This is a genomic window from Colwellia sp. MB02u-9 (assembly GCF_014077085.1).
GTDB lineage: Bacteria > Pseudomonadota > Gammaproteobacteria > Enterobacterales > Alteromonadaceae > Cognaticolwellia.
On sequence record NZ_JACGVF010000068.1, the window covers coordinates 52445 to 75020 of the forward strand.

Annotated in this window: 21 protein-coding genes; 13 read left to right on the forward strand and 8 right to left on the reverse strand. The window is 39.8% G+C overall.

The window, feature by feature from the left end; genetic code table 11:
* Position 1: 1 nt before the first annotated feature.
* Positions 2 to 1540 carry a Re/Si-specific NAD(P)(+) transhydrogenase subunit alpha gene (locus tag H4J65_RS02480; RefSeq protein ID WP_182195038.1) on the reverse strand — a complete coding sequence of 513 codons (1539 nt, stop codon included), beginning with the start codon at positions 1538 to 1540 and terminating at the stop codon, positions 2 to 4.
* 279 nt (positions 1541 to 1819) lie between these two features.
* Here H4J65_RS02480 and H4J65_RS02485 point away from each other — a divergent pair, with 279 nt between their 5' ends.
* The 12 genes from H4J65_RS02485 (at position 1820) to H4J65_RS02540 (ending at position 13824) form a co-directional block, all read left to right on the forward strand.
* A complete protein-coding gene (locus tag H4J65_RS02485) occupies positions 1820 to 2344 on the forward strand; it encodes a gamma carbonic anhydrase family protein (protein WP_182195041.1) in 525 nt (174 codons plus the stop codon).
* Between the two features lie 391 nt (positions 2345 to 2735).
* Positions 2736 to 3641, forward strand: coding sequence for a transcriptional activator NhaR (nhaR, locus tag H4J65_RS02490; RefSeq protein WP_182195045.1), 906 nt, complete (start codon positions 2736 to 2738; stop codon positions 3639 to 3641).
* 961 nt (positions 3642 to 4602) lie between these two features.
* On the forward strand, positions 4603 to 5175 hold the full coding sequence (locus H4J65_RS02495; RefSeq protein WP_182195049.1) for a Na+/H+ antiporter subunit E: 573 nt from the start codon (positions 4603 to 4605) through the stop codon (positions 5173 to 5175).
* The gene (locus H4J65_RS02500; RefSeq protein WP_182184786.1) at positions 5175 to 5432 is read left to right on the forward strand and encodes a monovalent cation/H+ antiporter complex subunit F; all 258 of its coding nucleotides are present in this window, start codon (positions 5175 to 5177) and stop codon (positions 5430 to 5432) included. Before H4J65_RS02495 ends, H4J65_RS02500 begins: the two co-directional genes overlap by 1 nt.
* On the forward strand, positions 5429 to 5749 hold the full coding sequence (locus tag H4J65_RS02505) for a monovalent cation/H(+) antiporter subunit G (RefSeq protein WP_182195052.1): 321 nt from the start codon (positions 5429 to 5431) through the stop codon (positions 5747 to 5749). The genes H4J65_RS02500 and H4J65_RS02505 overlap by 4 nt, the downstream gene beginning before the upstream one ends.
* An 11-nt stretch (positions 5750 to 5760) precedes the next feature.
* On the forward strand, positions 5761 to 6060 hold the full coding sequence (locus H4J65_RS02510) for a hydrogenase subunit MbhD domain-containing protein (RefSeq protein ID WP_259367488.1): 300 nt from the start codon (positions 5761 to 5763) through the stop codon (positions 6058 to 6060).
* Positions 6053 to 6802 carry an MnhB domain-containing protein gene (gene mbhE, locus H4J65_RS02515; RefSeq protein WP_182195057.1) on the forward strand — a complete coding sequence of 250 codons (750 nt, stop codon included), beginning with the start codon at positions 6053 to 6055 and terminating at the stop codon, positions 6800 to 6802. The genes H4J65_RS02510 and mbhE overlap by 8 nt, the downstream gene beginning before the upstream one ends.
* Positions 6799 to 7095, forward strand: a complete 297-nt coding sequence (locus tag H4J65_RS02520) for a cation:proton antiporter subunit C (protein WP_182195060.1) — start codon at positions 6799 to 6801, stop codon at positions 7093 to 7095. The genes mbhE and H4J65_RS02520 overlap by 4 nt, the downstream gene beginning before the upstream one ends.
* Entirely contained in the window at positions 7095 to 8636 is a 1542-nt protein-coding gene (locus tag H4J65_RS02525) for a complex I subunit 5 family protein (RefSeq protein WP_182195064.1), read from the forward strand. The genes H4J65_RS02520 and H4J65_RS02525 overlap by 1 nt, the downstream gene beginning before the upstream one ends.
* A gap of 2 nt (positions 8637 to 8638) precedes the next feature.
* Positions 8639 to 11785, forward strand: coding sequence for a complex I subunit 5 family protein (locus H4J65_RS02530; protein ID WP_259367480.1), 3147 nt, complete (start codon positions 8639 to 8641; stop codon positions 11783 to 11785).
* A 35-nt stretch (positions 11786 to 11820) separates the two neighbouring features.
* Positions 11821 to 12756 carry a universal stress protein gene (locus H4J65_RS02535; RefSeq protein ID WP_182195071.1) on the forward strand — a complete coding sequence of 312 codons (936 nt, stop codon included), beginning with the start codon at positions 11821 to 11823 and terminating at the stop codon, positions 12754 to 12756.
* A 129-nt stretch (positions 12757 to 12885) separates the two neighbouring features.
* Positions 12886 to 13824, forward strand: coding sequence for a universal stress protein (locus H4J65_RS02540; protein ID WP_182195076.1), 939 nt, complete (start codon positions 12886 to 12888; stop codon positions 13822 to 13824).
* Between the two features lie 567 nt (positions 13825 to 14391).
* Here the strand turns inward: H4J65_RS02540 and H4J65_RS02545 are convergent.
* Positions 14392 to 14754, reverse strand: coding sequence for a DUF2237 family protein (locus tag H4J65_RS02545; RefSeq protein ID WP_182184777.1), 363 nt, complete (start codon positions 14752 to 14754; stop codon positions 14392 to 14394).
* A gap of 48 nt (positions 14755 to 14802) precedes the next feature.
* On the opposite strand from H4J65_RS02545, the gene ubiG reads away from it, so the two are divergent.
* On the forward strand, positions 14803 to 15600 hold the full coding sequence (ubiG, locus tag H4J65_RS02550; RefSeq protein ID WP_182195079.1) for a bifunctional 2-polyprenyl-6-hydroxyphenol methylase/3-demethylubiquinol 3-O-methyltransferase UbiG: 798 nt from the start codon (positions 14803 to 14805) through the stop codon (positions 15598 to 15600).
* 763 nt (positions 15601 to 16363) lie between these two features.
* Here the strand turns inward: ubiG and H4J65_RS02555 are convergent.
* The 6 genes from H4J65_RS02555 to H4J65_RS02580 form a co-directional block, all read right to left on the reverse strand.
* A complete protein-coding gene (locus H4J65_RS02555) occupies positions 16364 to 17578 on the reverse strand; it encodes an EAL and HDOD domain-containing protein (RefSeq protein ID WP_182195082.1) in 1215 nt (404 codons plus the stop codon).
* A gap of 63 nt (positions 17579 to 17641) precedes the next feature.
* Entirely contained in the window at positions 17642 to 17893 is a 252-nt protein-coding gene (locus H4J65_RS02560; RefSeq protein WP_182195085.1) for an HDOD domain-containing protein, read from the reverse strand.
* A gap of 147 nt (positions 17894 to 18040) precedes the next feature.
* The gene (locus H4J65_RS02565) at positions 18041 to 19168 is read right to left on the reverse strand and encodes an HD-GYP domain-containing protein (RefSeq protein WP_182195088.1); all 1128 of its coding nucleotides are present in this window, start codon (positions 19166 to 19168) and stop codon (positions 18041 to 18043) included.
* Between the two features lie 1399 nt (positions 19169 to 20567).
* Positions 20568 to 21116, reverse strand: a complete 549-nt coding sequence (locus H4J65_RS02570; RefSeq protein ID WP_182136370.1) for a YcgN family cysteine cluster protein — start codon at positions 21114 to 21116, stop codon at positions 20568 to 20570.
* Between the two features lie 61 nt (positions 21117 to 21177).
* The gene (locus tag H4J65_RS02575) at positions 21178 to 22245 is read right to left on the reverse strand and encodes a lytic transglycosylase domain-containing protein (protein WP_182195091.1); all 1068 of its coding nucleotides are present in this window, start codon (positions 22243 to 22245) and stop codon (positions 21178 to 21180) included.
* On the reverse strand, positions 22245 to 22544 hold the full coding sequence (locus H4J65_RS02580; RefSeq protein ID WP_182195094.1) for a YcgL domain-containing protein: 300 nt from the start codon (positions 22542 to 22544) through the stop codon (positions 22245 to 22247). Before H4J65_RS02580 ends, H4J65_RS02575 begins: the two co-directional genes overlap by 1 nt.
* Between the last annotated feature and the right edge of the window lie 32 nt (positions 22545 to 22576).

Consider the following 22576-nt stretch of genomic DNA (forward strand, 5'->3'; position numbering starts at 1 on the left):
CTTATTTTCTAAACATTTTTAACATACGTTTAGTGACAACAAAGCCACCAACAATGTTGATAGTGGCAATAAGTATTGCGACACCGGCGAGCACTTGTATTAGTGGATTACTATTGCCCACCTGTAGAATTGCGCCAACAATGATAATGCCAGAGATGGCATTGGTTACACTCATCAGGGGTGTATGCAGCGAATGACTAACATTCCACACCACGTTGTAACCAATAACACAGGCCAAAACAAAGACGGTAAAATGAGAAAGAAAATCTGCAGGAGCAACACTGGCAACCCAAGCAAAAAGCAAAGCACCAGCAGCCATCAGGCTATATTTTTTAACCGGGCTCACCGGTTCTTTAACTTTAACTTCAGGCGCTTTAACGGCTTCAGTTTTAGGCTTAACAGGCGCAGCACTGACCTTAATAGCCGGTGGAGGAAAAGTAATTTCATTTGCTTTAACAACGGTCATATTGCGAATAACGACATCGTCAAAATTAATATTAAGCGTACCATCTTTTTCTTTGCACAAGAGTTTTGCTAAGCTAACTAAATTATTCGCATATAACTGTGATGCTTGATTCGGTAAGCGAGAAACAAGATCGGTGTAACCAATTATTTTCACACCTTTTTCATTAACGACTTTACCTGCTTGGGTTAGTTCACAATTACCGCCACCCGCTGCCGCTAAATCAACAATAATACTGCCCGTTTTCATCGATTCAACCATTGCGGTTGTAATAAGCTTAGGCGCCGGTTTGCCTGGGATCATAGCGGTGGTAATAATGATATCAACATCTTTGGCTTGCTCAGCAAACAAGGCCATTTCTGCATCAATAAAAGCTTTGCTCATCTCTTTTGCGTAACCATCACCAGAGCCTGTGTCTTCCGGCTCTTCATAATCAAGCTCAAGAAACTCAGCACCCATGCTTTCTATTTGTTCTTTAACTTCGGGTCGGGTGTCGAATGCTCGCACAATCGCCCCTAAGCTGCTTGCTGTCCCTATGGCAGCTAAACCGGCAACACCGGCACCAATAATCATGACTTTAGCGGGTGGCATTTTACCCGCAGCGGTTATTTGCCCGGTTAAAAAACGACCAAACTGATGTGTCGCTTCAATAACGGCACGATAACCAGCAATGTTGGCCATCGAACTTAACGCATCCATTGATTGACTGCGGGTCATTCTTGGCACCATCTCCATGGCTAAGGTGGTAATTTCTTTATCTTTTAACGCCGCTAAAATATCCTCATTTTGTGCAGGAGCAATAAAACCAACGAGATAAGCCCCCTCCTTCATGGCAGCAATTTCGTCAAGTGTAGGAGGGTTTACTTTAAAGATAATATCAGACTGCCAAACATCTTTCTTAACCGCGACACTGGCACCGGCATCAATAAATTCTTGATCCGTAAAGCTTGCTTTAGTACCACAACCTTTTTGTATTTTCACCTCAAAACCAAGCTTGAGTAATGACACTACCGCGGTTGGCGCACTAGCGACTCGGTTTTCACCTGATAATGTTTCTTTCGGTATACCAATAATCATATATCACCTTTATTTAGACATAGAACACCTCATAATAAGCTCAGCACATAGTCTTATGTGTTGAGCTTATTTGCTAAGTATCTCATCCGACTGGACGTTAAAATTATTATTATTACTAACTACTTGTAATGTTTTACCATTAATTGCTTAATCTTCATACATCAAGATGGGTTATTTTTAGTATAACTTAAGCATTATAACTATCACTTAAAAGTCTAATTTGCTCTCTAACGGGAATAGATTAATATAAAGGCATAAATTTCAAAAAAGGAAAAACAGATGATTTATCGATTGGCTGATTTAGTACCCAAGTTAAATAAGAGTAATTTTATAGCCCCCAATGCCACGCTAATAGGCGACGTTACCCTAGGCGAAAATACTAGCATTTGGTTTAACGTGGTTATTCGTGCTGATGTTGCCAGCATTAGCATTGGTGAAAATACCAATATTCAAGACGGTTCAATTTTACATGTTGACGCTCAATTCCCAATGACCGTAGGGCGCAATGTTACTGTGGGCCACAAAGTGATGTTGCATGGTTGCACCATAGGAGAAAATACCCTAGTGGGCATGAATGCGGTGGTACTCAATGGTGCTAACATTGGCAAAAATTGCTTAATTGGCGCTAACAGCTTGGTTACTGAGAACATGCAAGTGCCTGACGGACATCTCGTTTTAGGCTCGCCGGCTAAAGTCATTAAAGTGCTTGATGAGTCAACCCAAGAAATGTTCACTAAATCGGCTATGCACTATGTTGAAAATGGTCAACGTTATTTAAAGGACCTAGCACCAGTAGATTCGTGATTATTGCTACAATGAAATGGCTTTAGCTAGCATTTTCACCGTCTTTTTGAGCACTATAATGGCGGAGAAAAAACCTTAGGCGTACTGAATCGAATCGTCAACATAAGCCATAAATAATGCTTTATGTTGAGAAAACGTTAGCGTCATACTAGGACTTTTTAAAGGATAAATTAACGCAAACGATTTAAGATATATTTTAGAATAGTTCGTTTTACATATTATTAAGGTCTTGGTAACCGCCATATTTTGTTAAGAAAATATGGCGGTGATAAAAATTAAAACGTTGCAATATAAAAGCCTTAGTATAAATTATTGTTAAATTGACAATATCTTTGTCATCGCGCTGTTATATTGCAATTTTCACTATTAAAAGCCTTGAGGTGTTTTACTTTTGTCTGAGCTTATTAACTATAAACATTTGCGTTACTTCTGGGCTGTAGCACATGAAGGCAGTATAGCTAAGGCAAGTAAACGCTTACATATAACACCTCATACCATTAGTGGCCAACTCTCGCTATTAGAGGCTCGCATGGGCTGCGCTTTGTTTGAAAAACAGGGCAGAAACTTGGTGTTAACAGAGCCGGGTAGAACCGCGCTGAAATACGCTGATGAAATTTTCAAATTAGGCCATGAGCTCGGTGGTGTAATGCGAAGTGCTGCTTCATGTAACCAGACTGAGTTTATGGTCGGTGTCGCCAGTTCGCTACCTAAAACTATTGTCTGTAAAATTATTGAACCGGCATTGTTGATACCTGGCGGTCTTAACTTAATCAGCACAGAAGGTCCTGTTTTAGGTCTATTGGCCGACCTGTCTATGCACAAATTAGACATGGTTATCAGTGATGCTCCAACTAACAATACCTTGGGAACCAGTGTTTTTAATCATTACCTTGGCGAATCAGGCTTGACGTTTTTTGGCGTTCCTGAATTGAAAGAAAGCTTAGCACCAAACTTTCCAAAATCTCTGCACCACGCGCCAATGCTATTACCCACAACACAATTTGGCATCAGGCAGTTATTTGATCAGTGGATACATAAGCAGAAGATATTTCCTAATGTTGTTGGCCAGTTTGATGACAGTGCTTTATTAAAGTCATTCGGCCAACGAGGTCTTGGTGTTTTCTTTATGCCAACTGCAATAGCCGATGAGGTCTGTCAGAACTTTGGTGTGCAAATCATTGGCCAAACTGATGATGTAAAACATAGATTTTATGCGATTTCGGCCGAGCGTAAAGTCAGCCACCCTGCCGTTTTAGCTATTTGTAAAACAGCAAGAACCTGCATCTTCCGTGATTAAGCTTTGCTAATAGCGGTGCTACTTCAAGTTGGAGCAAATATAGACTAATTAAGTGACATTGTTCAAATATTGGAATGTTCAATAATGTGCTTAATTGTAATCACCATCCCCCCCACTTATTTTATCTCAATAAAAACTCTTTTTTATTGGCATTTTTTGGCCCTTTGTAGGTCGGACTTCAGTCCGTCAAGGGATTAGCCTGATGATTAACACTAGGGGTCAAAAAAATCTGCAGCGCGCTATTATTTTTTTCGCTCACCATTTATTCCAAAACCAGTTAAATTCCATTTAACCTGATGGACTAAAGTCCAACCTACATTGGTCAAGCGTTCAGCGGATGATTAATGTAATGGGGACAAAAAGTTCTTTGTAGATTGTAAATCGGACTTCAGTCCTTCAATCCTGTAGCTTGATGATTAACACTAGGGGTCAAAAAAATCTGTAGCGCGCTATTATTTTGTCGCTCACCATTTATACCAAAACCAGTTAAATTTCATTTAACCTGATGGACTAAAGTCCAACCTACATTGGTCAAGCGAACGCATAACTTGATGCACAAAAACCTAACAGAAAAAACAAACTCACAGTTGTTACTTTTAACTGAAAGCTGATAGCTGATAGCTATTTTTACTAACCACTGTCTCTTAAAATCTGATGGCCAAATATGAATAGCCAAGTTAATTTTATCTGAGGCGACAATAATTACTTACAACTGAGCCTTAATTTTATCGCTGTTATTTAACACCTCACTGCTGCATTAATTTCAGTTGGAATATTTTTATCGATAAATCCGACTTAATATGTCGTTTAATTCGACTTTTTATTTTCTCTGCTGTGACCGAAACTTCATTTTTATCAATGTATCTGAAATAAACGCCACATTAACTTTATATCAACCTATTATAAACTTGAACGTAACTTTTTATAAAGTGAATATTGACTTAGATATTTAGGGAAGAAAATGAAAATTATCAAGCAAAATAATGAATTGTCGAGTTCACCATCTGCGTTCAGCTTTCGCTCAGTATTGAGCTGGAGATTCTTTATTCGGTTCGCTTTATTTAGCCTATTTTGGGGCTTACTTACCCGTTGGCAGCAAAGTTCTCTGGGCCTAGGTATTGTTTTTATTGCCATGGCTAGCGTGCTTAGCCTCTATTTAGCGCCACAACAAAAAAAACGACATCAGTGGCTAAAAAAACCATTCAGTATTCTATCATTTTTATATTACTTCTATGTTCAGTCTTTGCGAGGCGGATGGTCTATCGCTAAACTGGCACTTAGCCCTAAGCTAAAGCTTTCGCCTGGCTTTATAAAATATCACACAGATTTAGCCAGCGACTCGCAAGTGTTTACCTTTATGCAAGTACTAAGTTTATTGCCCGGTACCGTAAGCGCTAGACAAAATGCTCAAGAGCTCACCATTCATGTGCTGGATATGAACACCTTCAATCAGGCCGAAATAGACGATTGCCAAATACGCATTAAACAGCTTTTAGGCACTAGCGTTCAAGCGCTTATTGATGGTGAAAAGTGATGATAACCCTATTAGTAATTGCCAGCATAGTGTTAGCTATTTTACTGCTGTTAAGTTTGCTGTTTGTCTTGCGCGCACCAAGTTACGCAGATTGTATTTTAACAACGCAGCTAGTGGGCACTATCGGTGTTGCTATATTGGCACTTCTGTCGGTTATTCAAGATCAGCCTTATCTGCTTGATGTTGCCTTGGTACTTGCGTTGTTAACGTCGATAACGATTGTAACTTTCACCCAACTTAGAGGTAAATCTCAATGAATTTAGCGGATATTTTTAGTGTGATATTTTGCTTAGCAGGCTTGTTTTTTTTCTTTGCTGGCACGGTTGGTTTAATACGATTCCCCGATGTCCTCAGTCGCCTACATGCACTAACCAAAGCTGACAATTTAGGTCTTGGATTGATGGTAATTGGGTTATTACCACAACTGTCTTCACTTACTGATGGCTTAAAGTTAGTGCTTGTTTGGGGCTTGGTTATATTCTCTAGTGCCGCTTGCAGCTATTTAATTGCCTCTCAAGTGATTAACGAGCAATCCTTAAAAACACCAGCACCCCCTTCAGTTGAGAATAAATGATGAGCCTGGTGATGATTTTTGATGCTTTGTTAATCTTCAGTATGCTCACCCTTGGCTGGATGAGTATTTTTTCTCTGTCACTTTTTCGCTGTATCGTATTTTTTGTTTGTTTAGGCCTTTTAGCCGCTATTGCTTGGGGACAGCTTGGGGCCTTTGACGTCGCTATTGCCGAAGCCGCTATTGGTGCAGGCATCACCGGCGCTTTATTGCTGGCTGCATGGAATCGCATTAGGCCTCACCGTACAAAAGCAATTGAGCCAAATGTGACTAACGCTAAAAAAAGCCAAAAGGATACTAGAGAGCATGTTTAACAAATTAGATATTGAATATGACGGCCCCGCAATCAATAAAAGTGCATTAAGCTTAATTGCCTCAGTATTGGTTGTTGGGCTTTTATTAGCCGTAACGATAAAAATAGTACTTAGCGATAAGGGACATAACACTGGCCTAGCCCCTTTAATTACTCAGAATATCGAGCTTAGTGGTGTTACTAACCCAATTACCGCTGTGTTACTCAATTTTCGCGCCTACGACACCTTGCTTGAAATCGCCGTGCTACTGGTGGTTGTGCTGGCTATTTTACCCACGCGTGATCACTATGCTCCATTTTTTAAACGCATCGAAGTAAGTAAAAAAAATTTGGTGCTATTGGCACTACAGCGTTGGATTACACCCGCAGTGGTTATTTTTGCCGGCTATTTGCTTTGGGCAGGTGCACATCAGCCTGGTGGTGCATTCCAAGCTGGCGCTTTGTTGGCAGGTGCTAGCGTGCTGATGTTTCAAAGTGATACTTATCAGGTTAACTACACATCTTTTATGGCGCGTGTTTTGTTAGTGCTTAGTTTAGTGGTATTTATGTCTATCGGCACAGCCCTTATTTGGTTTGAAGGCAGCTTACTCACTTATCCCCTAGCATTTTCTGGCTTGCTGATACTGTTAATAGAAACCTGCGCTACGGTCTCAATAACCCTTGCATTAGCCTCACTTTATAGCAGCTTTATTGCTAGTGAAAATATATCAGTTACCGACCATAAACACCGGACTATAAAATGACCTCTGCATTGCTTTATTCTATGGCTGGTTTAGCACTTTTTGCTATTGGCTTTTTTGGTGTTGTGGTGGCTAGCCATGTGATGCGAAAAATACTGGCGCTCAATGTCATGGGCGTAGGTATCTTTATGTTCTTGATTGCCTTAGCTAAACGCAATCCACTGGTGGTCGACCCATTGCCTCATGCTCTGGTATTGACCGGTATTGTTATCGCCGTAGCAGGCACCGCACTCGCCCTTAATCTAATGGTGCGAATTCATCACATTGATCAGTGTAGCCAAGAGCAAAGCAAGTGATGAATTACCTAAGCCCATCGCTGCTCTTGCCAGCCATAGTGTTTTTGCCGTTATTGGCAGCAATAATAGCCTTTATTATCGGCCGAAATCGGCTACAAGGCCTGATAAATATATCTTTTTCACTAGCGCAATTTTTGCTCGTTGTGTTAACAACGCTGCTGTTTTTAGATGAACAAACTGATCAAAGTGAGCGTTATGTCATTGGTGGTTGGGGAGCCCCTCTTGGCATAGATCTCATTGTTGATGGTTTTTCAATCTTGATGCTCGCACTAACGGGCTTACTTACACTATTAATAACTCTGTATAGCGCCTCATATTTTTCAGATAAATATAACGCTAGCGAAAAAAGCTTACGTTTTTGGCCCTTGTGGTGGTTCTTAATATCAGGGCTTAATGCCTTGTTTATGTCAGCAGATGCTTTTAACATTTATGTCTGTCTAGAGATTATCGGACTCTCTGCCGCTGCCTTGGTTGCCCTGCAAGGCAATCGCGCCGCCTTACAAGCCGCATTAAGGTATTTGTTAGTCGGTCTATTAGGTTCACTTTTTTACTTGTTCGCCATTGCCATTCTCTATCGTAGTCATGGCACGCTAGATTTAATGCAAATAGCTGAAACAGCCAGCCATAGTTTTCCTGATAAGGTCGCGATGATCCTAATCACCATTGGACTTCTGCTCAAGATAGCTTTGTTTCCACTGCACTTTTGGTTACCACCCGCACATGCAAATGCCCCAACACCGGTTAGCGCGATACTTTCTGCGCTAGTAGTTAAGGCTTCGTTGTATATCTTAATAAAGTTTTGGTTTGACGTATTAGGCGAAGCCACCACCTTGGGTGCCTCTCAAGTGTTAGGTGCTTTGGGTGGTGCAGGCATTATTTATGGCTCATGGTGCGCATTTCGTGCCACACAATTAAAGCTGCTTATTGCTTATTCTACGGTTGCCCAACTTGGCTACATATTTTTATTGTTTCCGTTAAGTGAATACTCAATGGGGGTTAGCTCGTTTACTGGCTCTGCATCACAGGCAGCAGTCTATTTCATTGTTGCACATGCGTGCGCAAAAGCGGCAATGTTTCTAGCGGCGGGCAATTTGATCTTAGCACAAGGTAATGGCGAGATTGCTCAACTAAAAGGTATCGCAGAGCGTGAGCCACTTAATGTTTTAGTCTTTGCTATCGCGGGCATCAGCCTTATTGGTTTACCGCCGAGTGCTGGCTTTATCGCCAAATGGTTACTACTGACCACGGCTATCGAAAGTGGTCAGTGGTGGTGGGTGATCGTCGTAATTACAGGCGGACTCTTAGGGGCTATGTATTTATTCAAAGTATTGAGTTTAGCCTTTTCTACAGACCCTGCTGTTGTTGAGTCGCCCACAGCAAAATCGACAGCGCCAGTATCGTCAGTGCCAGTGTCAGTGCCCGTATCAAGCGTTATGACAACAGTCGCCCTAATACTTGCGCTGATCACCTTAGCCTTAGGTTTAAATGCAGAGTTTATTCTTAATATCAGTAATACAGTAACTGAGGTAAATGGTATATGAACATGAGCACACTGTTACCTGCGTTCATTGTCCTTTGTCCTCTTTTAGTTGGTTTGGCCGTTATGGCGACACCTGAGCATAGAGTCTTGCAGCGTCGAAGTCTAAATATTGGCGGCGCACTGATGACACTTAGCCTAATCGCCATGTTGTTGTCAGGTGTTGTCAATGGCTTAGACTTTGAAACGCGCCTACCACTGTTACCTAATATTGACTTTGTTCTTCACGGTGATGCCCTGTCACTCTTATTTGTCAGCTTGTCAGGCCTGTTATGGTTGTTTACCACTATTTATGCCATTGGCTATTTTAAAAACAGCGCTAATCGAAGCCGATTTTTTGCCTTTTTTAGCTTATGTGTTGGTGCCACAATAGGCTTAGCGCTTGCTGGCAATTTAGTCACCTTTTTAATTTTTTATGAATTACTGACACTCGTTACCTACCCACTAATTGCCCACAAAGGCAATGCGGCGTCGATTAAAGCGGCGCGCACCTATCTTGTCTATACCATGATAGGTGGCGCATTGCTGTTAACCGGTGTGGTCTGGCTAAAAGTGCTAGCTGGACCACTCGACTTTACCTCAGCAGGTTTGTTGGCTGAGTTGCCCGGATTAAACAACAGCCATTTACAGATCATTTTTGTCTTACTCATTGCTGGGCTAGGTGTTAAAGCCGCTTTGTTCCCTTTGCATGCTTGGTTACCTATTTCAATGGCCGCACCGGCACCAGTAAGTGCCTTGTTGCATGCCGTTGCCGTTGTCAAAGCCGGCGCCTTTGGTATCGTGCGCGTTGTTTATGATATTTATGGTGTCGAATTTGCCAGTGATTTAGGGCTAACCGTTTTACTGGCCGTTATTGCTGGCTTCACTATCATCTATGGCTCAGTTAAAGCTTTGAGTCAGGATGATCTTAAAAGACGCTTAGCCTATTCAACCGTAAGTCAGGTCTCTTATATAGCGCTCGGTACTGCCATTGCAGGCCCAATAGCCACGATTGGTGGCCTAGTGCACTTAGTGCATCAGGGTTTAATGAAAATCACGCTGTTTTTCTGTGCAGGTAATCTTGCAGAAACCCTGGGTGTTCATAAAATCAGCCAAATGAATGGTGCAGGTAAACGTATGCCCCTTACGATGGCAGCGTTCACCATCGCTGCATTTGGCATGATTGGTGTGCCACCTATCGCCGGCTTTGTGTCTAAATGGTATTTAGGTGTGGGTGCATTAGAGGCACAGGCCTATTGGGTGCTCGGCGTACTGGCGATTAGTAGCCTACTAAATGCCAGCTATTTTTTACCTATCATTCATGCCATTTGGTTCAAAGAGCAAGATCAGCCATGGCCCAAAGAAGTACCTAAGTTGCGTTTAGAAACACATTGGATGCTACTGCTACCACCTTTGATTACCGCTTTTTTCGCCTTAGCTGTTGGCTTATTTGCCTCAAGTGCTTATAGCCCACTCACTTGGTCTGCGTTAATTGCCTCGCGGGAATACCAAGCCATTTTTCCGGATATTTCAGGCATAGCACTTAAATACAGTACGGGTCACCTTTGGGTATTGATTTTACCCACTTTATTATTGTTTGCGATGGCGTTTAAAACTTTACGCGCTAAAGTCATTCGTTTGATCCCGCTTGCCCCTCTACCCGCATTATTAGCAGCACTACTTGTGGTTAATGAAGATTGGGTCGAGCAGTCATTTTTATTATTAACTTCAGCCATTTGGTTTATTGCCGCGCTTTATGCCCAAACTTATATGGCTAACGATAACAAACAAAACCGTTTTTACCTGTTCTTTATCCTAACCATGATAGGCAACCTTGGCGTGGTGTTATCGCAAGAAATTTCATCCTTTATTGCTTTTTTTGCACTGATGAGTTTCTCTGCTTACCCGCTGATCCTGCATTCAGAAAGTAACGAAGCAAAGTCAGCGGCAACAACTTATATCCGGTGGGTGATATTTTCAGAAATAGTGTTATTTCTTGGCTTAGTGGGGAGAACTTATTACGCTGAATTTGGCACAAACGAGTTACCTGTTGTTTGGGTTTCAACATTATTGATTATCGGTTTTGGCGTTAAAGCCGGTTTGGCCACTTTACATGTCTGGCTGCCCAAAGCGCACCCTGTGGCCCCCATACCCGCTAGTGCCCTGCTCAGTGCGGTTATGGTGAAAGTAGGTTTGTTAGGTTGGATACGTTTTCTGCCCTTAGGTGATGCAAGCATCAATGTCTTGGCCCAACCTATGATGGTGCTGGGTTTTAGCGCCACTTTCTTGGCTGCCATTTATGGCGCATTGCAAGACAATGCTAAAACCGTATTAGCTTACTCAACGGTTAGTCAGCTCGGCATTATAGTCGCCAGTATTGGTTTTGCTTTAGCGACCCCTGACAGCTGGGCATTATTGTTGCCCGCTATAGTACTTTTTGCTATGCATCATGGTTTTGCCAAGGCAAGCTTGTTTTTTTGTGTTGGGCTCAGTTCAGCATTAAAACCCGGCCATAAGCTCACTCCGTTTTTGTGGCTACTGGTATTAGTGCCAGCGTTATCATTAATCGGCTTGCCACTAAGCAGTGGTGCCTTAGCCAAAGCAGCACTTAAAGATGCGACTTCAAGCTGGCCATTGTTCTCCACGTTACTGGTTATGTCAGCTATAGGTACCACATTGCTGATGGGCAGGTTTATCGAACTGATGAGAGAGCAGGCGATATTAAAGGCATCGAGCGCTAAACCCAATTGGCGACTAATCTTGCCAACCGCGCTTTCAACCTTGATGTGTTTAAGCTATTTTTACACGCCACCATTTGAATTCAGGCAGTTTCAGACAATCGTTTCAACGCTAAATTGGTCTGCTGTTTGGCCAGCGTTTACCGGTTTGTTGATCATTTTTGCTAGCACAAAACTACGCGCTAAATTACCCGTACCTCCGGCCGGCGATCTGTTAATTGTCTATCAAGCATTAGCAAGTTTAAGCGCTAAAACTTGGCAAAAAATTGCTAATTTAAATGCCAGTATTGCTCTATATATCGACATGACGCTGGGTCATCTACACCTATGGTCACTAAGCGTATCAAGGCGTTTAAGCAAACAATTAACGCTTGATACGCCAGGCACTGTCATGATTGTTATGCTAGCCGCTCTACTTTATACCTTTTTAACTTAAGCCAATTTGTCTAATCAACAGCAGGAGATAACCCTATGAAACGTTTTAAACATATAATCATAAAAGTTAATGAGCAAACTAAGCCTGAACTGGATATCGCCGTATTGCGAGGCATTGAACTGGCCAGTAAAACCGGTGCAAAAATAACTTTATTTGACGTAGTTGAACCGCATGAAACTATCCTCAGTAGTTATGCCGATATTGTCGGTCCTGCAGAGCTAACCGAATTTATTATCGCCCAGCGACTCGACCAATTAACTGATTTAGCACAGCAATTACAAAGCACTGGTGTAGACATTTCAGTCAGTGTCGCCAAAGGTAAAAACTTTATCGAAATCGTTAAAGCCGTTATTTTAAATAAAGCTGATTTACTGATCAAAGTGGCAAATAAAAGTGAAAAGAGCTTTGACAGCAATGACTTTCATATCATGCGTAAATGCCCCAAACCAGTTTGGTTAATTAAAGAAGCGCAGCAGGATACAGTTAAAAAGGTATTAGCTGCCGTCGACCTATCAATGGAACAGCATGCAGAAGGTCGCGCGCAAAATCGCATGATAATCGATATCGCCTCATCATTAAGTCAGTATAAAGATGCCAAATTAACAATCTTGTCATGCTGGTCGTTATATGGTGAGGAAGCTCTCAAACATGGCGCATTCACCAGAGTGTCACCCGCTAAAATTGAAAGCTTATTAAAGCATGAAGAACGCGAATACCAAGAGAGCCTTAATATCTTGGTGAACGAGTATACCCAGTGCAAGTTTGAGCAAATATTAGCCAAAGGTGATCCAAAAACTATTATTCCTGCTTTTGTTAATGACAAGGGTATCGATGTTGTCGTTATGGGCACTATTGGCCGCTCTGGTATTCCTGGATTTTTAATTGGCAATACCTCTGAATCGGTACTTCAAGCGATTAATTCTTCAGTCATCACCTTAAAACCTGAGAATTGGGTCTCACCCATATATTAAGCGTGAGCATATATACCGACTCCAGTTCAATCTGGAGATTTCAGCAAGTTGAAAAAGAGCATAAGCACCGAAGATATAACGAAAACTTAATCAAAGTGTTACTGAATTTGATCATGATAGGAGAAAACAATGGTTTCTTTAAATAAGTTATTACTCGTAACCCCGGCAAACTCAATTCAAGCTGCAGTTGTTTCACAAGCAATGAAATTAGCAAAAAGTCATCACTCACATATCACCTTCTTTAGTGTGGTAGAAGAACTTCCTAAAGATCAGCTCGCATTGGTTACCCTATTGCCCTCGAAGGAGCTAATGGACAATTTACAAAAAGATCAACAGCGAGTTTTAAAAAAGAATATTGAAAAGTTTTATCACCCTGCTATTGCTGTCGACGCACAAAATGCAATCGGCGTACCTTTTATCGCCGTGATTAAAAAAGTACAGCAAGAAAACTATGATCTGGTGATATTAGCGGCCAGAACGGGTGAGCAAAGTCGTAGAAGGTTTTTTGGTAGTACCACCATTCACCTCATGAGAAAATGCCCTTGTCCGCTACTAGCGGTTGGTACAAAAACAGATGAGCCAATTAAGCGCATAGTGGCGGCTATAGATGTTTATGCGCCAAGCGAAGAAGGACTCGAACTTAACAATTCCATTTTAACATGGGCCGCCCATTTAGCGGTGTCAGAAAAAGTAGAATTACATGTTATACATGCTTGGCAATTGCCTGATGAAGATTATTTAAAAAGCTGGGGCCATAACTCTGCAGTTGATCGCCTTGAATTAATCATGAAGCAGCAATTGGATAGACAAAAACGTTTTGATGACTTTATCAACAATCACTTTGTTGATGGCGACTTGCCCATAACAGAATTGATTGAGGGGACTGCTCAAGAAGAAATCCCTAAATACATCGCCGAGCAAAACATTGATCTGCTCGTCATGGGCACGGTATGTCGTACCGGTATTGCTGGACTTTTTATTGGCAACACGGCTGAGTCAATATTAAGTGAAGTGTCATGTTCAGTATTAACGTTAAAACCGGTAGGCTTTACCTCACCGATTAAATAGGCTTTTATTTTAAGATAAAGTTTTTTATAAAAACAAGGCTATGCTCGATGCTGCTACGTTAGCCTAATACCCTGGGGCCTTATGCATGCTAGATACAATCAATAATACTGCCTATAAGCTTTATAAATCGGATCTTGACTAGTTAATAGCAATCAGATGAATGTAATTAATTGCTCGCTTATGATATTGGTCGCCGATGATATTTTTAGCACATTTTTCTTGTGCTAAGTTCGCTACTGATACGCTAAGTTTCCTGGTTTTTTTTTAACCGACATCAAGTCGATTACCACCATGGATTTTTTCATCAAGTAGCTTGAAATTATCGACAAAGCAGTGAGAAAATTAGTGAATAAGCTAGCAAAGATTACAGGCTTAACATAGCGTAAACTGTTTGATAGCAGCTATCGAAAGGTCAGAAAAAAGCATTGGAATTTTTTATTGGGGATTTACCAGTTAAGAGACAGGGCTTGAAATAGGATTTTAAATAGATGAAAACTTCCTTGTTTAGGTCTGAAAATAACTAAAGTACTAAGTACCAAACACTTATATTAGCAAAAGTATAGAGGATTACTCAGCATATTCATGAGCTTTTAAAACCTCTAATGAGACGACTTTTAGCGCTTTTTGGTTAGTTGACGCAAGTATAATCGGTGGTGCAACCTTGTCTGCAATCGCTTGATACCAGCGAACAGCGCACAAACACCATTTGTCACCCGCTTTTAAGCCGGCAAAGTTATACATATGATTAGGCGTAATTAAATCATTACCTTGTGCCTTTGAAAATTCTAGGAATTCGTCGGTCATAACCGCACAGACACTATGGTTACCAAAATCATTTTCGGGTACATAACAGAACCCTTTTCGGGTGAAGCCCGTATTACTACAACATAACTCTAAACGCGTGCCTAATACATTGAATTGATTTTCCATGAATATGCCTTGTGTTAATTAACATTAGATTAAAAGGATAATATTACCATGCTAGACAAAAGTAAGCTTAATCCCGTCCAAAATGATAGCACTGAACGCACTTCTACCGGTAATTATAGTCCTAAAGAAATCGCCAAATTTGATAAGTTAGCTGAAAGTTGGTGGGATCCAAACGGCCAGTACAAAACCGCACTTGAATTTAATCGGGTGCGAGTAGCTTATTTTATAGCGCAAATTTGCAAGTTTTATCATCGCGATCCCAACAAAACAAATCCTCTGCAAGGCTTACATATTTTAGATGTGGGCTGTGGTGGTGGCTTAGTTTGTGAGCCTTTGGCAAAAGCAGGCGCTACCGTGGTGGGCATCGATGTCAGTGAAATGAGTGTTGAAGTCGCAAAGCGTCATGCTTTAACATCTCAACTTGATATTGAGTATCGTCACGAGCATGCTCAACACACCAGTACAAACGATAAAAATCGCTACGATGTGGTGATTAATGCTGAAGTCATTGAACATATCCCCAATCAGCAAGACTTACTGAAGCAATGTAGTCAATTATGTAAAGTAAATGGCTGTGTCATCATGGCAACGCTCAATCGCACGATTAAATCTTACTTGGTCGCCATTGTTGGTGCTGAATATATTATGCGATATTTACCCATTGGCACCCACAGCTGGCATGCCTTTGTTAAACCGATTGAATTAAATAACATGGCTGCAAACGGACGATTACAGTTAGTAACCGGCATTGGTATGGCATATAACTTATTCACTAAAACCTGGTCTACAACGTCCAGCCAAGCGGTTAATTATGTGCAAGTATACCGACGCTTAACTCCTGATTAGCACGACAAGTTAGCACTTTTTATGCAAATTAGATTTGGCCGATATGTTCACAAACTTTGTCGTTATCTTGCGTTAGGTGAATTTTTTCATGGCAAACCGGGTTTACTTATTTGGCTCTGTTGAACAAGACGCTATTAGGTTATAAAGTTAACTGCTTAAAGGTTTAGGGAGAAAATGAGTATTTTAGCCAACGTTCCCTATAGATTGAAAAATATGTTTTTTTGATGAAAGTTTTTGTCAGGCTGACAGAAAACTAAGCTACCAAAACGGCCGTTCATATAATGGCTTTGGCATGACTTCAAAGTGCGCAAAGGAGAAGCTATTAGTTGCAACATCGAAACTTCTTCTCCTAGCTAAAAGCTGGCATTTTTTATTACTTAGAAAGAATAACTACGTAACGAGAAACGGAAGTGTTGTTATTCATACAGCTATTTTCCGCAAGCGCAGTAAAAAGTCCTGAGTAAAATGTTCTTTTTCTATAACATTTCGCCCACTAAAAGGTTTCAATTATCTTTTTCTTTGTGGATCTTCTGATGCTTTTCCTTTCATCCGCCATGTGCCAATCAATAATAGTAGTCAGCGACTCATAAATTTTCCCTGTTAAGGGCTTACTATTAATTGACGACGGCGATCCTGTGCGCGGTGCTGCGCAGAAAATAATTACCTTTTGATGTCAGAGTTATCTTCCCTGTTGGTTTAGTTGCTTTCTATTGGTGACACAAATAGAAAGACTTAATAGCTTTTTAAGAGTGACTCGATTTCATTACGAGTTATCTAACATTAAATCTGACCAGGCAATTGCTTCTTGATGGGCTTTCAGACACAAGCTCGCCTCAATATTTAATTGTGCTATTAAATCATTGCTTTCCTGCCATTGCACTTGCTCTAGATATTTAGCTAATGTGAGATAGTTTGCCAAATAGTTATCACCTTTAACTAATGCGGATTCTATTTCAGTATCAATGGGTAAAATAGCTAATACAGTAGATATGTCCTGATCTAAAATGGTATCAATCAGAGAAAGCATGCCGGTCATGAAAGCCTTTGGGGGATTATCTGGTTCTCGTCTGAGGCGTGAAATTTTTTCACAAAATTTTGCTCTTATCAGTGATGTTTTTATTATTTCGCTCGGTTTATCCTGATTTAAATCTGCTAAAGTTATGAGAGCAATAAACTTTTTAAGTTCAAGTTCTCCAATGTATGTCAATGCGTGCTTTAACGAGGTGATCTCCTTCTGTCTATTCCAGGCTGAACTATTAATAAAGCGGAGCAATTTGTACGTTAATCCCGGATCTGCACTAAAGATATGACTAATTGCATCAAAATCTAAGGATAAATTCGATGAATGGCTAAACAGCTGAAGGAGACCTTGTTTAGTCGTGGAAATGCGCTTTTGTTTAATAATTTGGGGCTTGGCAAAGAAGTAGCCTTGGAATAAGGAGAAGCCTAAAGCTTTGAGTTGTTCGAATTGCTTGGCAGTCTCAACTTTTTCTGCTAACAAAAGCACATTTAACTCTCTAACTTGTAGTACAAAATTAATGATTTCCGCATGAGGAACATCTAGTATATCTATCTTGATGATGTCGATATAAGAGAAAAATTTAAACCATTTAGGGTCTAAGTTATAATCATCTAACGCCAGTTTGTATCCTTTGTTCTTAAGTTGTTTACATACTTGAAACACTTCTTCGCTAGGGATGACATCCTCTAGAATTTCTATGACAATTTTAGATGGCTCAATAAAACTAGGAAAATGCTTTAATAACAGAGATTCATTAAAATTAATAAAGGCTGGTAAATTACCTGTGACTTGCTCCAAACCTAGAGTTAGGTGGTTATTCGTTAGTATGCTAGCCGTAGCCAGCTCTGAGCTGACATTGGGAAAGCAGTTATCTTTACCATCTCGAAACAATAATTCGTACGCATAAATGTTTTGATTCCTATCTAAAATAGGCTGTCTTGCTACGTAGGAATACATAATACTCTCTCCTCTGTTTGATGATTAGAGCTACATATTCCGTGTTGCTCGTAAATTAAATTTTTATGCATCTAAAAAACAGACCCCTTGTTGAATATTTCTAAACTTTGCGTTTAACCCAAACAAAGGAGAGTTCACGGTTTTTAGAATCGAAGAGGCTAGACCTACGTCTTTTTCAATAATTAATGCTTCTGCTTTCACATTAGCTGAATTAGCTTGTCCATCGGCCTGTAATAGCGTTAATAATTCTGGTTTTGCGGGTATACAAAAACCACTGACAACCGATTCAACTATTTGTTCGTTAATATACTTCATAACTTTCCTCGTTCGTTGGGTTGTTAAAAAATATGAATGGCTCTAGTTGCTTTCGGATTGACATCATATGATCACAACTTCGACAATAGTAAGTATTTGTTTAGGTCTTAAGAAATTGGTGCCGAGAAATCTCCAGCAGAAGGCTATCTAATACTGTACTTTGTCTTGCTTACTAATTAGCTCTTCTACAAAGCATGAGTTCACATTAATAATCTGGTGGACATCACATGAATGGATTGTTAACGGCTTATCAATTGGTTGTTTTTTATTTATAGCTTCGCTGGGGATCGCTCTAAAAACTTTATTATTGTCAAAAGAAATAATCTGTACTAGTTCACCACTCTCCTTAATAGATACGATCGAGCCTAGAGGGTATACACCTAGCATTTCAATAAACTTGAATGTTAATCGAGTATCAATTTTTGAATTTACATTACATACTAAAGTTCTCACCGCTTCGATCGGAAAAATACCTTTTTTATAAACACGGTCTCGCGTAATCGCTTCATACATACATATGATATTAAGCATGCGTGCATATAAGCTTATATCGCGCCCTTTGAGACCATCTGGATATCCGGAGCCATCTATATTTTCATGATGGTGTTTTATTGTTCTGAGAGTGAGCTTAGAAAATACGTTTTCTTTAGAGAGTATCTCTACCCCTACATTAGTGTGATTTTGGATATATTTACGTTCATCTTTATTGATAAAAGCAGATATTAAAAATTCTTCGGGAACAGAGAGCATTCCTATGTCGTGCAATATAGCCGCAGTCCCAATTTCAAATAACTTATCTTTTTTTATGCCTATATGTTTAGCGAACGCTAGGTAAAAAATAAATACCTTGATTGATTTTTCAGACAAAGAGTTATCTTTTTCTTTAAGCTTGGCTAAATACAGGTATGTTTCTGTATTATTAAAAACGTTATGGGTTAGGGAACTTATTGAAGGTATTAATGACTTTGTATCTAGGTTTACCCCTTGCTGGAGTTGCGCAAAGAATTTGATTAATAGATTTTTTGTTTTGCTGACTTCTATGCTTGCGGATTCTATCGCTTCAGTTGTTGTAGTTTTATCTATGGGAGAAAGTAAAGTATTTTTACTTTTATCGGGGTCGATAAAAACAAATTCACACTCTGCTTTGAGTCGATTAAGTTGATTTTCATTCTTGATCAAAAATGAACGACGAAAAAAAGAAGTGGACATCCAAACACGATCTAATTTTGAAACGTGCATTCCTATTGCTAAACTGTATACGCTAGTCTTAATCATGTGAATTCCATTAATTCAGACTTGCCCAGCGGTTAAGCTAGTATATTCCTAAGGGCAAGCCATATCTCCAACCACAATATGTTTAAATATCGTAATTATTCAAAAACAAGGCTACCGTCCCATTGGTATATATTATAATCCTTTGCATCTCTGTAATAAAACTACTTTCCATAACAGATGATCCCACAATACTACTAAATTAAACTGACGATGACAACTTTAACCCCAGAGAAGAATTAAATTAATGTCAGCTGTATGATCGGAAAGCTGACCTTCATATTAGAGAAGGTTTTTGTCTGCTTCGCACACAGAAAAGTCATAAAAACCAATTAATGAAGCATCAGCTCTCGTATCATAAGTGAAGGTAAACCTGAATGAATCCTAGCGAATATTTAGGTCGGGTTTGTGGTATAAGTGACGATTAACCAACATCCCCAAGCGGTTTAGTTCTGGCACTAATAAATGTTAGTCCCAATGCTCCCTTAGTGCGCTAAAGCGGAAATAAACATGTTCAAGTGTCAGGATTTTTTACAGTCAGAAAAGTGCCAAAAGTGAATATTCAGATACGAGTCGCCACCGGCAGCATGAGGTTGCAGCAGTCATAGAGATTATTCTCGTTCTACAATTGTATTTTATTTTTTGATCATGATATTAGTCTAAAAATCAATTTTGGGAATGGCTGCTATGCCAATGATAATCAGGTTAACTTTCGACCTGCTTAAGTCAAATCAAGGGTGTACAGTCGACTTTTACCTATATAAAAAATTTCAAAATTTTTCTTCCGCTCTTGCGCACCACAAAGTCAGGTTCCAACTTTATTTGGAATGTTTTTGATACTTTTTTATTAAATAAGACTTACTGCCAAATTTTTCTATCTTTATTTAGCTTCTACAACAGCGGGTAACCTAGTGTTCATTGATTTTTTTGTCGGCCGGACTTTAGTCCGTCAACCGTTAAGCTGGCAATAAACTTGATGAGCAAAAAATATCTACAGCAAGTAGTATTTTTTTCTTCGGTATTTAAACCAAAAAAAGGTCAAATTTCATTTAACCTGATGGACTAAAGTCCAACCTACATCATGCCTGAGTGTGATCATGCGCGTTGAATTTTTTGGTGATCTTTTGTAGATCGGACTTTAGTCCGTCAACCGTTAAGTGGTTAACGTCATGGGATCACAGCTATCTGCAGCAAGTATTATTTTTTCTTCGACGTTTAAACCAAAAAAAGGTCAAATTTCATTTAACCTGATGAACTAAAGTGCAACCTACATCATGCCTGAGTGTGATCATGACGCGTTGAATTTTTTTGTGATCTTTTGTAGGTCTAACTTTAGTCCGTCAACTGTTTAGCTGGCTATTAACCTAATCAGCAAAATATAAATAGCCAGGTATGATCCGATTTAATCTATATCGTGTAGCGGCCATAGAACAATGTAGTCTTCAAAATCTTCTAATTGAACGTCGTTATCTTTAACAATTTTGCCACGAACTGACATGCCCGCTTGATGCATAGCTGATTTTTTACCATTATGTAACAGCGGGTGCCATGACGGCATGCCTCTGCCCTCTTTTAAACGACGGTAAGTACAACTTGTTGGCATAAAAAATACATCATCTAAGTTATCTTGAGTTAACTGCACACAATCTGGCACAAGCTCAGTACGTTGCTCGTACTTAGAACATTGACAACTTTTATCATTAAGTAAATGACAAGCAATGCTCGAGTAACTCATTTGCTCGCTTTCAGTAATATGCGTTGTCGGCATCAGATCCATTTCGTCTGTGGTGCTTTCATCGTCAATAAATTTATGTAAACAGCACTTAGCACAACCATCACATAATGATTCCCATTCGGGTCTGCTCATTTCATCTAATGATTTGGTTTCCCAAAAACGTTCGACCGGTACTTTTTTTGATTTTATTGTCGAACGGTTACTTTTTTTACTCATAGGGCTAATTATCGCTGTTTATTACTTTCTATTGTTTTTAATACGTACTATTTAATACTTTTTATTGAATAGGTGGATATTTAATCTGATCTGATAAATGTCCAACTGAACTAACAAAGTAGTAAGATAAATTCCAATGCATCAAGCTTTTATAGTTGTTATAAGCCAAATAAGCACGGCCTTTTTCGTCATCAGGAAAAACTAAGGCGGCTTTAATATCAACGACAGGTAAGTTAGTACCGTCGCTGCGTCGAATGCCTAAAGCTTGCCACTGTGCCAAGGTTTTTTCACTTTTAGCCCAAGCTTTTAGCCAGTTTTTGCGACCGCCAGTATTTTTAGGAATAGCTAACGAGTTATCAAAACCACTGGGTAGTTTAACTTGGCGGCCCCAAGTAAGTTGATCACTCCAGCCTTGTTTTTTCAAATAATTTGCCATTGAAGCAAAGACATCAGCTTGGTTAGCCCAAATATCTTTTTTGCCATCGCCATCACCATCAACGGCATAGCCGACAAAAGAAGTGGGTATAAACTGATTTTGCCCCATAGCACCGGCCCAAGAGCCTTTCATATTGGCGCTATCAATATGGCCCTCTTTTAATATTTGTAACGCGGCCCAAAGCTGCTTTTTAAAGAAGACTTCGCGGCGTCCTTCATACGCTAAAGTTGATAACGCAGAAATAACATTATAGTTACCCATTATTTTGCCAAAGTTAGTTTCTAGCCCCCAAAGTGCGACGATAAAACGCGGTTGCACACCGTATTCTGCAGCTACTTTTTTTAGCAGCTCTTCGTGTTCTTTATATTTTGCTCTAGCACGCTTTATTTTCCAATCGGGTAAGCGTTTTGGCAAATAAGTATCAAGTGTTTCAACCGTTTCAGGCTGATTGCGATCGGCTTTTACCGCACGTTGATGAAACACAACATTAGTAAAAGCTTCATCGATTAATGCTTGCTCAAAGCCCTTAGCTAGCGCCTCTTGCTTGAGCTTAACAATATATTGCTCAAAGCTGACTTTAGTTTCTGAGCTTGTCGCTGCTTTGTCAGCAGCAAAACTAGTTTGTGAACATAAGGCTAAACAAAGTGAAAGTAATAATACTTTTACTGATTTTATCGCGTTGATAGAGCACATTATGATTCATCTCCTTGACTATCATCACTACCTTGCATATTAACTTTGTGCGCTTTTAACATATCTTCTTCCTGAGGCGTTAGTTGCAAGTAATAACCTTGTTTGGCTAAACTTACTTTTACTTTATCAAGGTCAGAAAATCCCAGCTTCACTTTTGTTGCAAGGTTAAGCACAGTAACCATCACGGGCTTACCAAACATTTTCATTAAGGCTTCAGGCACATCAGAAAAATCATCTCGTTTATTAATAAAGAGATAGGTTTGTACTTTTTTGGAACTTTTATAAACACTACACAGCATAATGGAGACCTATGATTAAAAATGGGTTATGA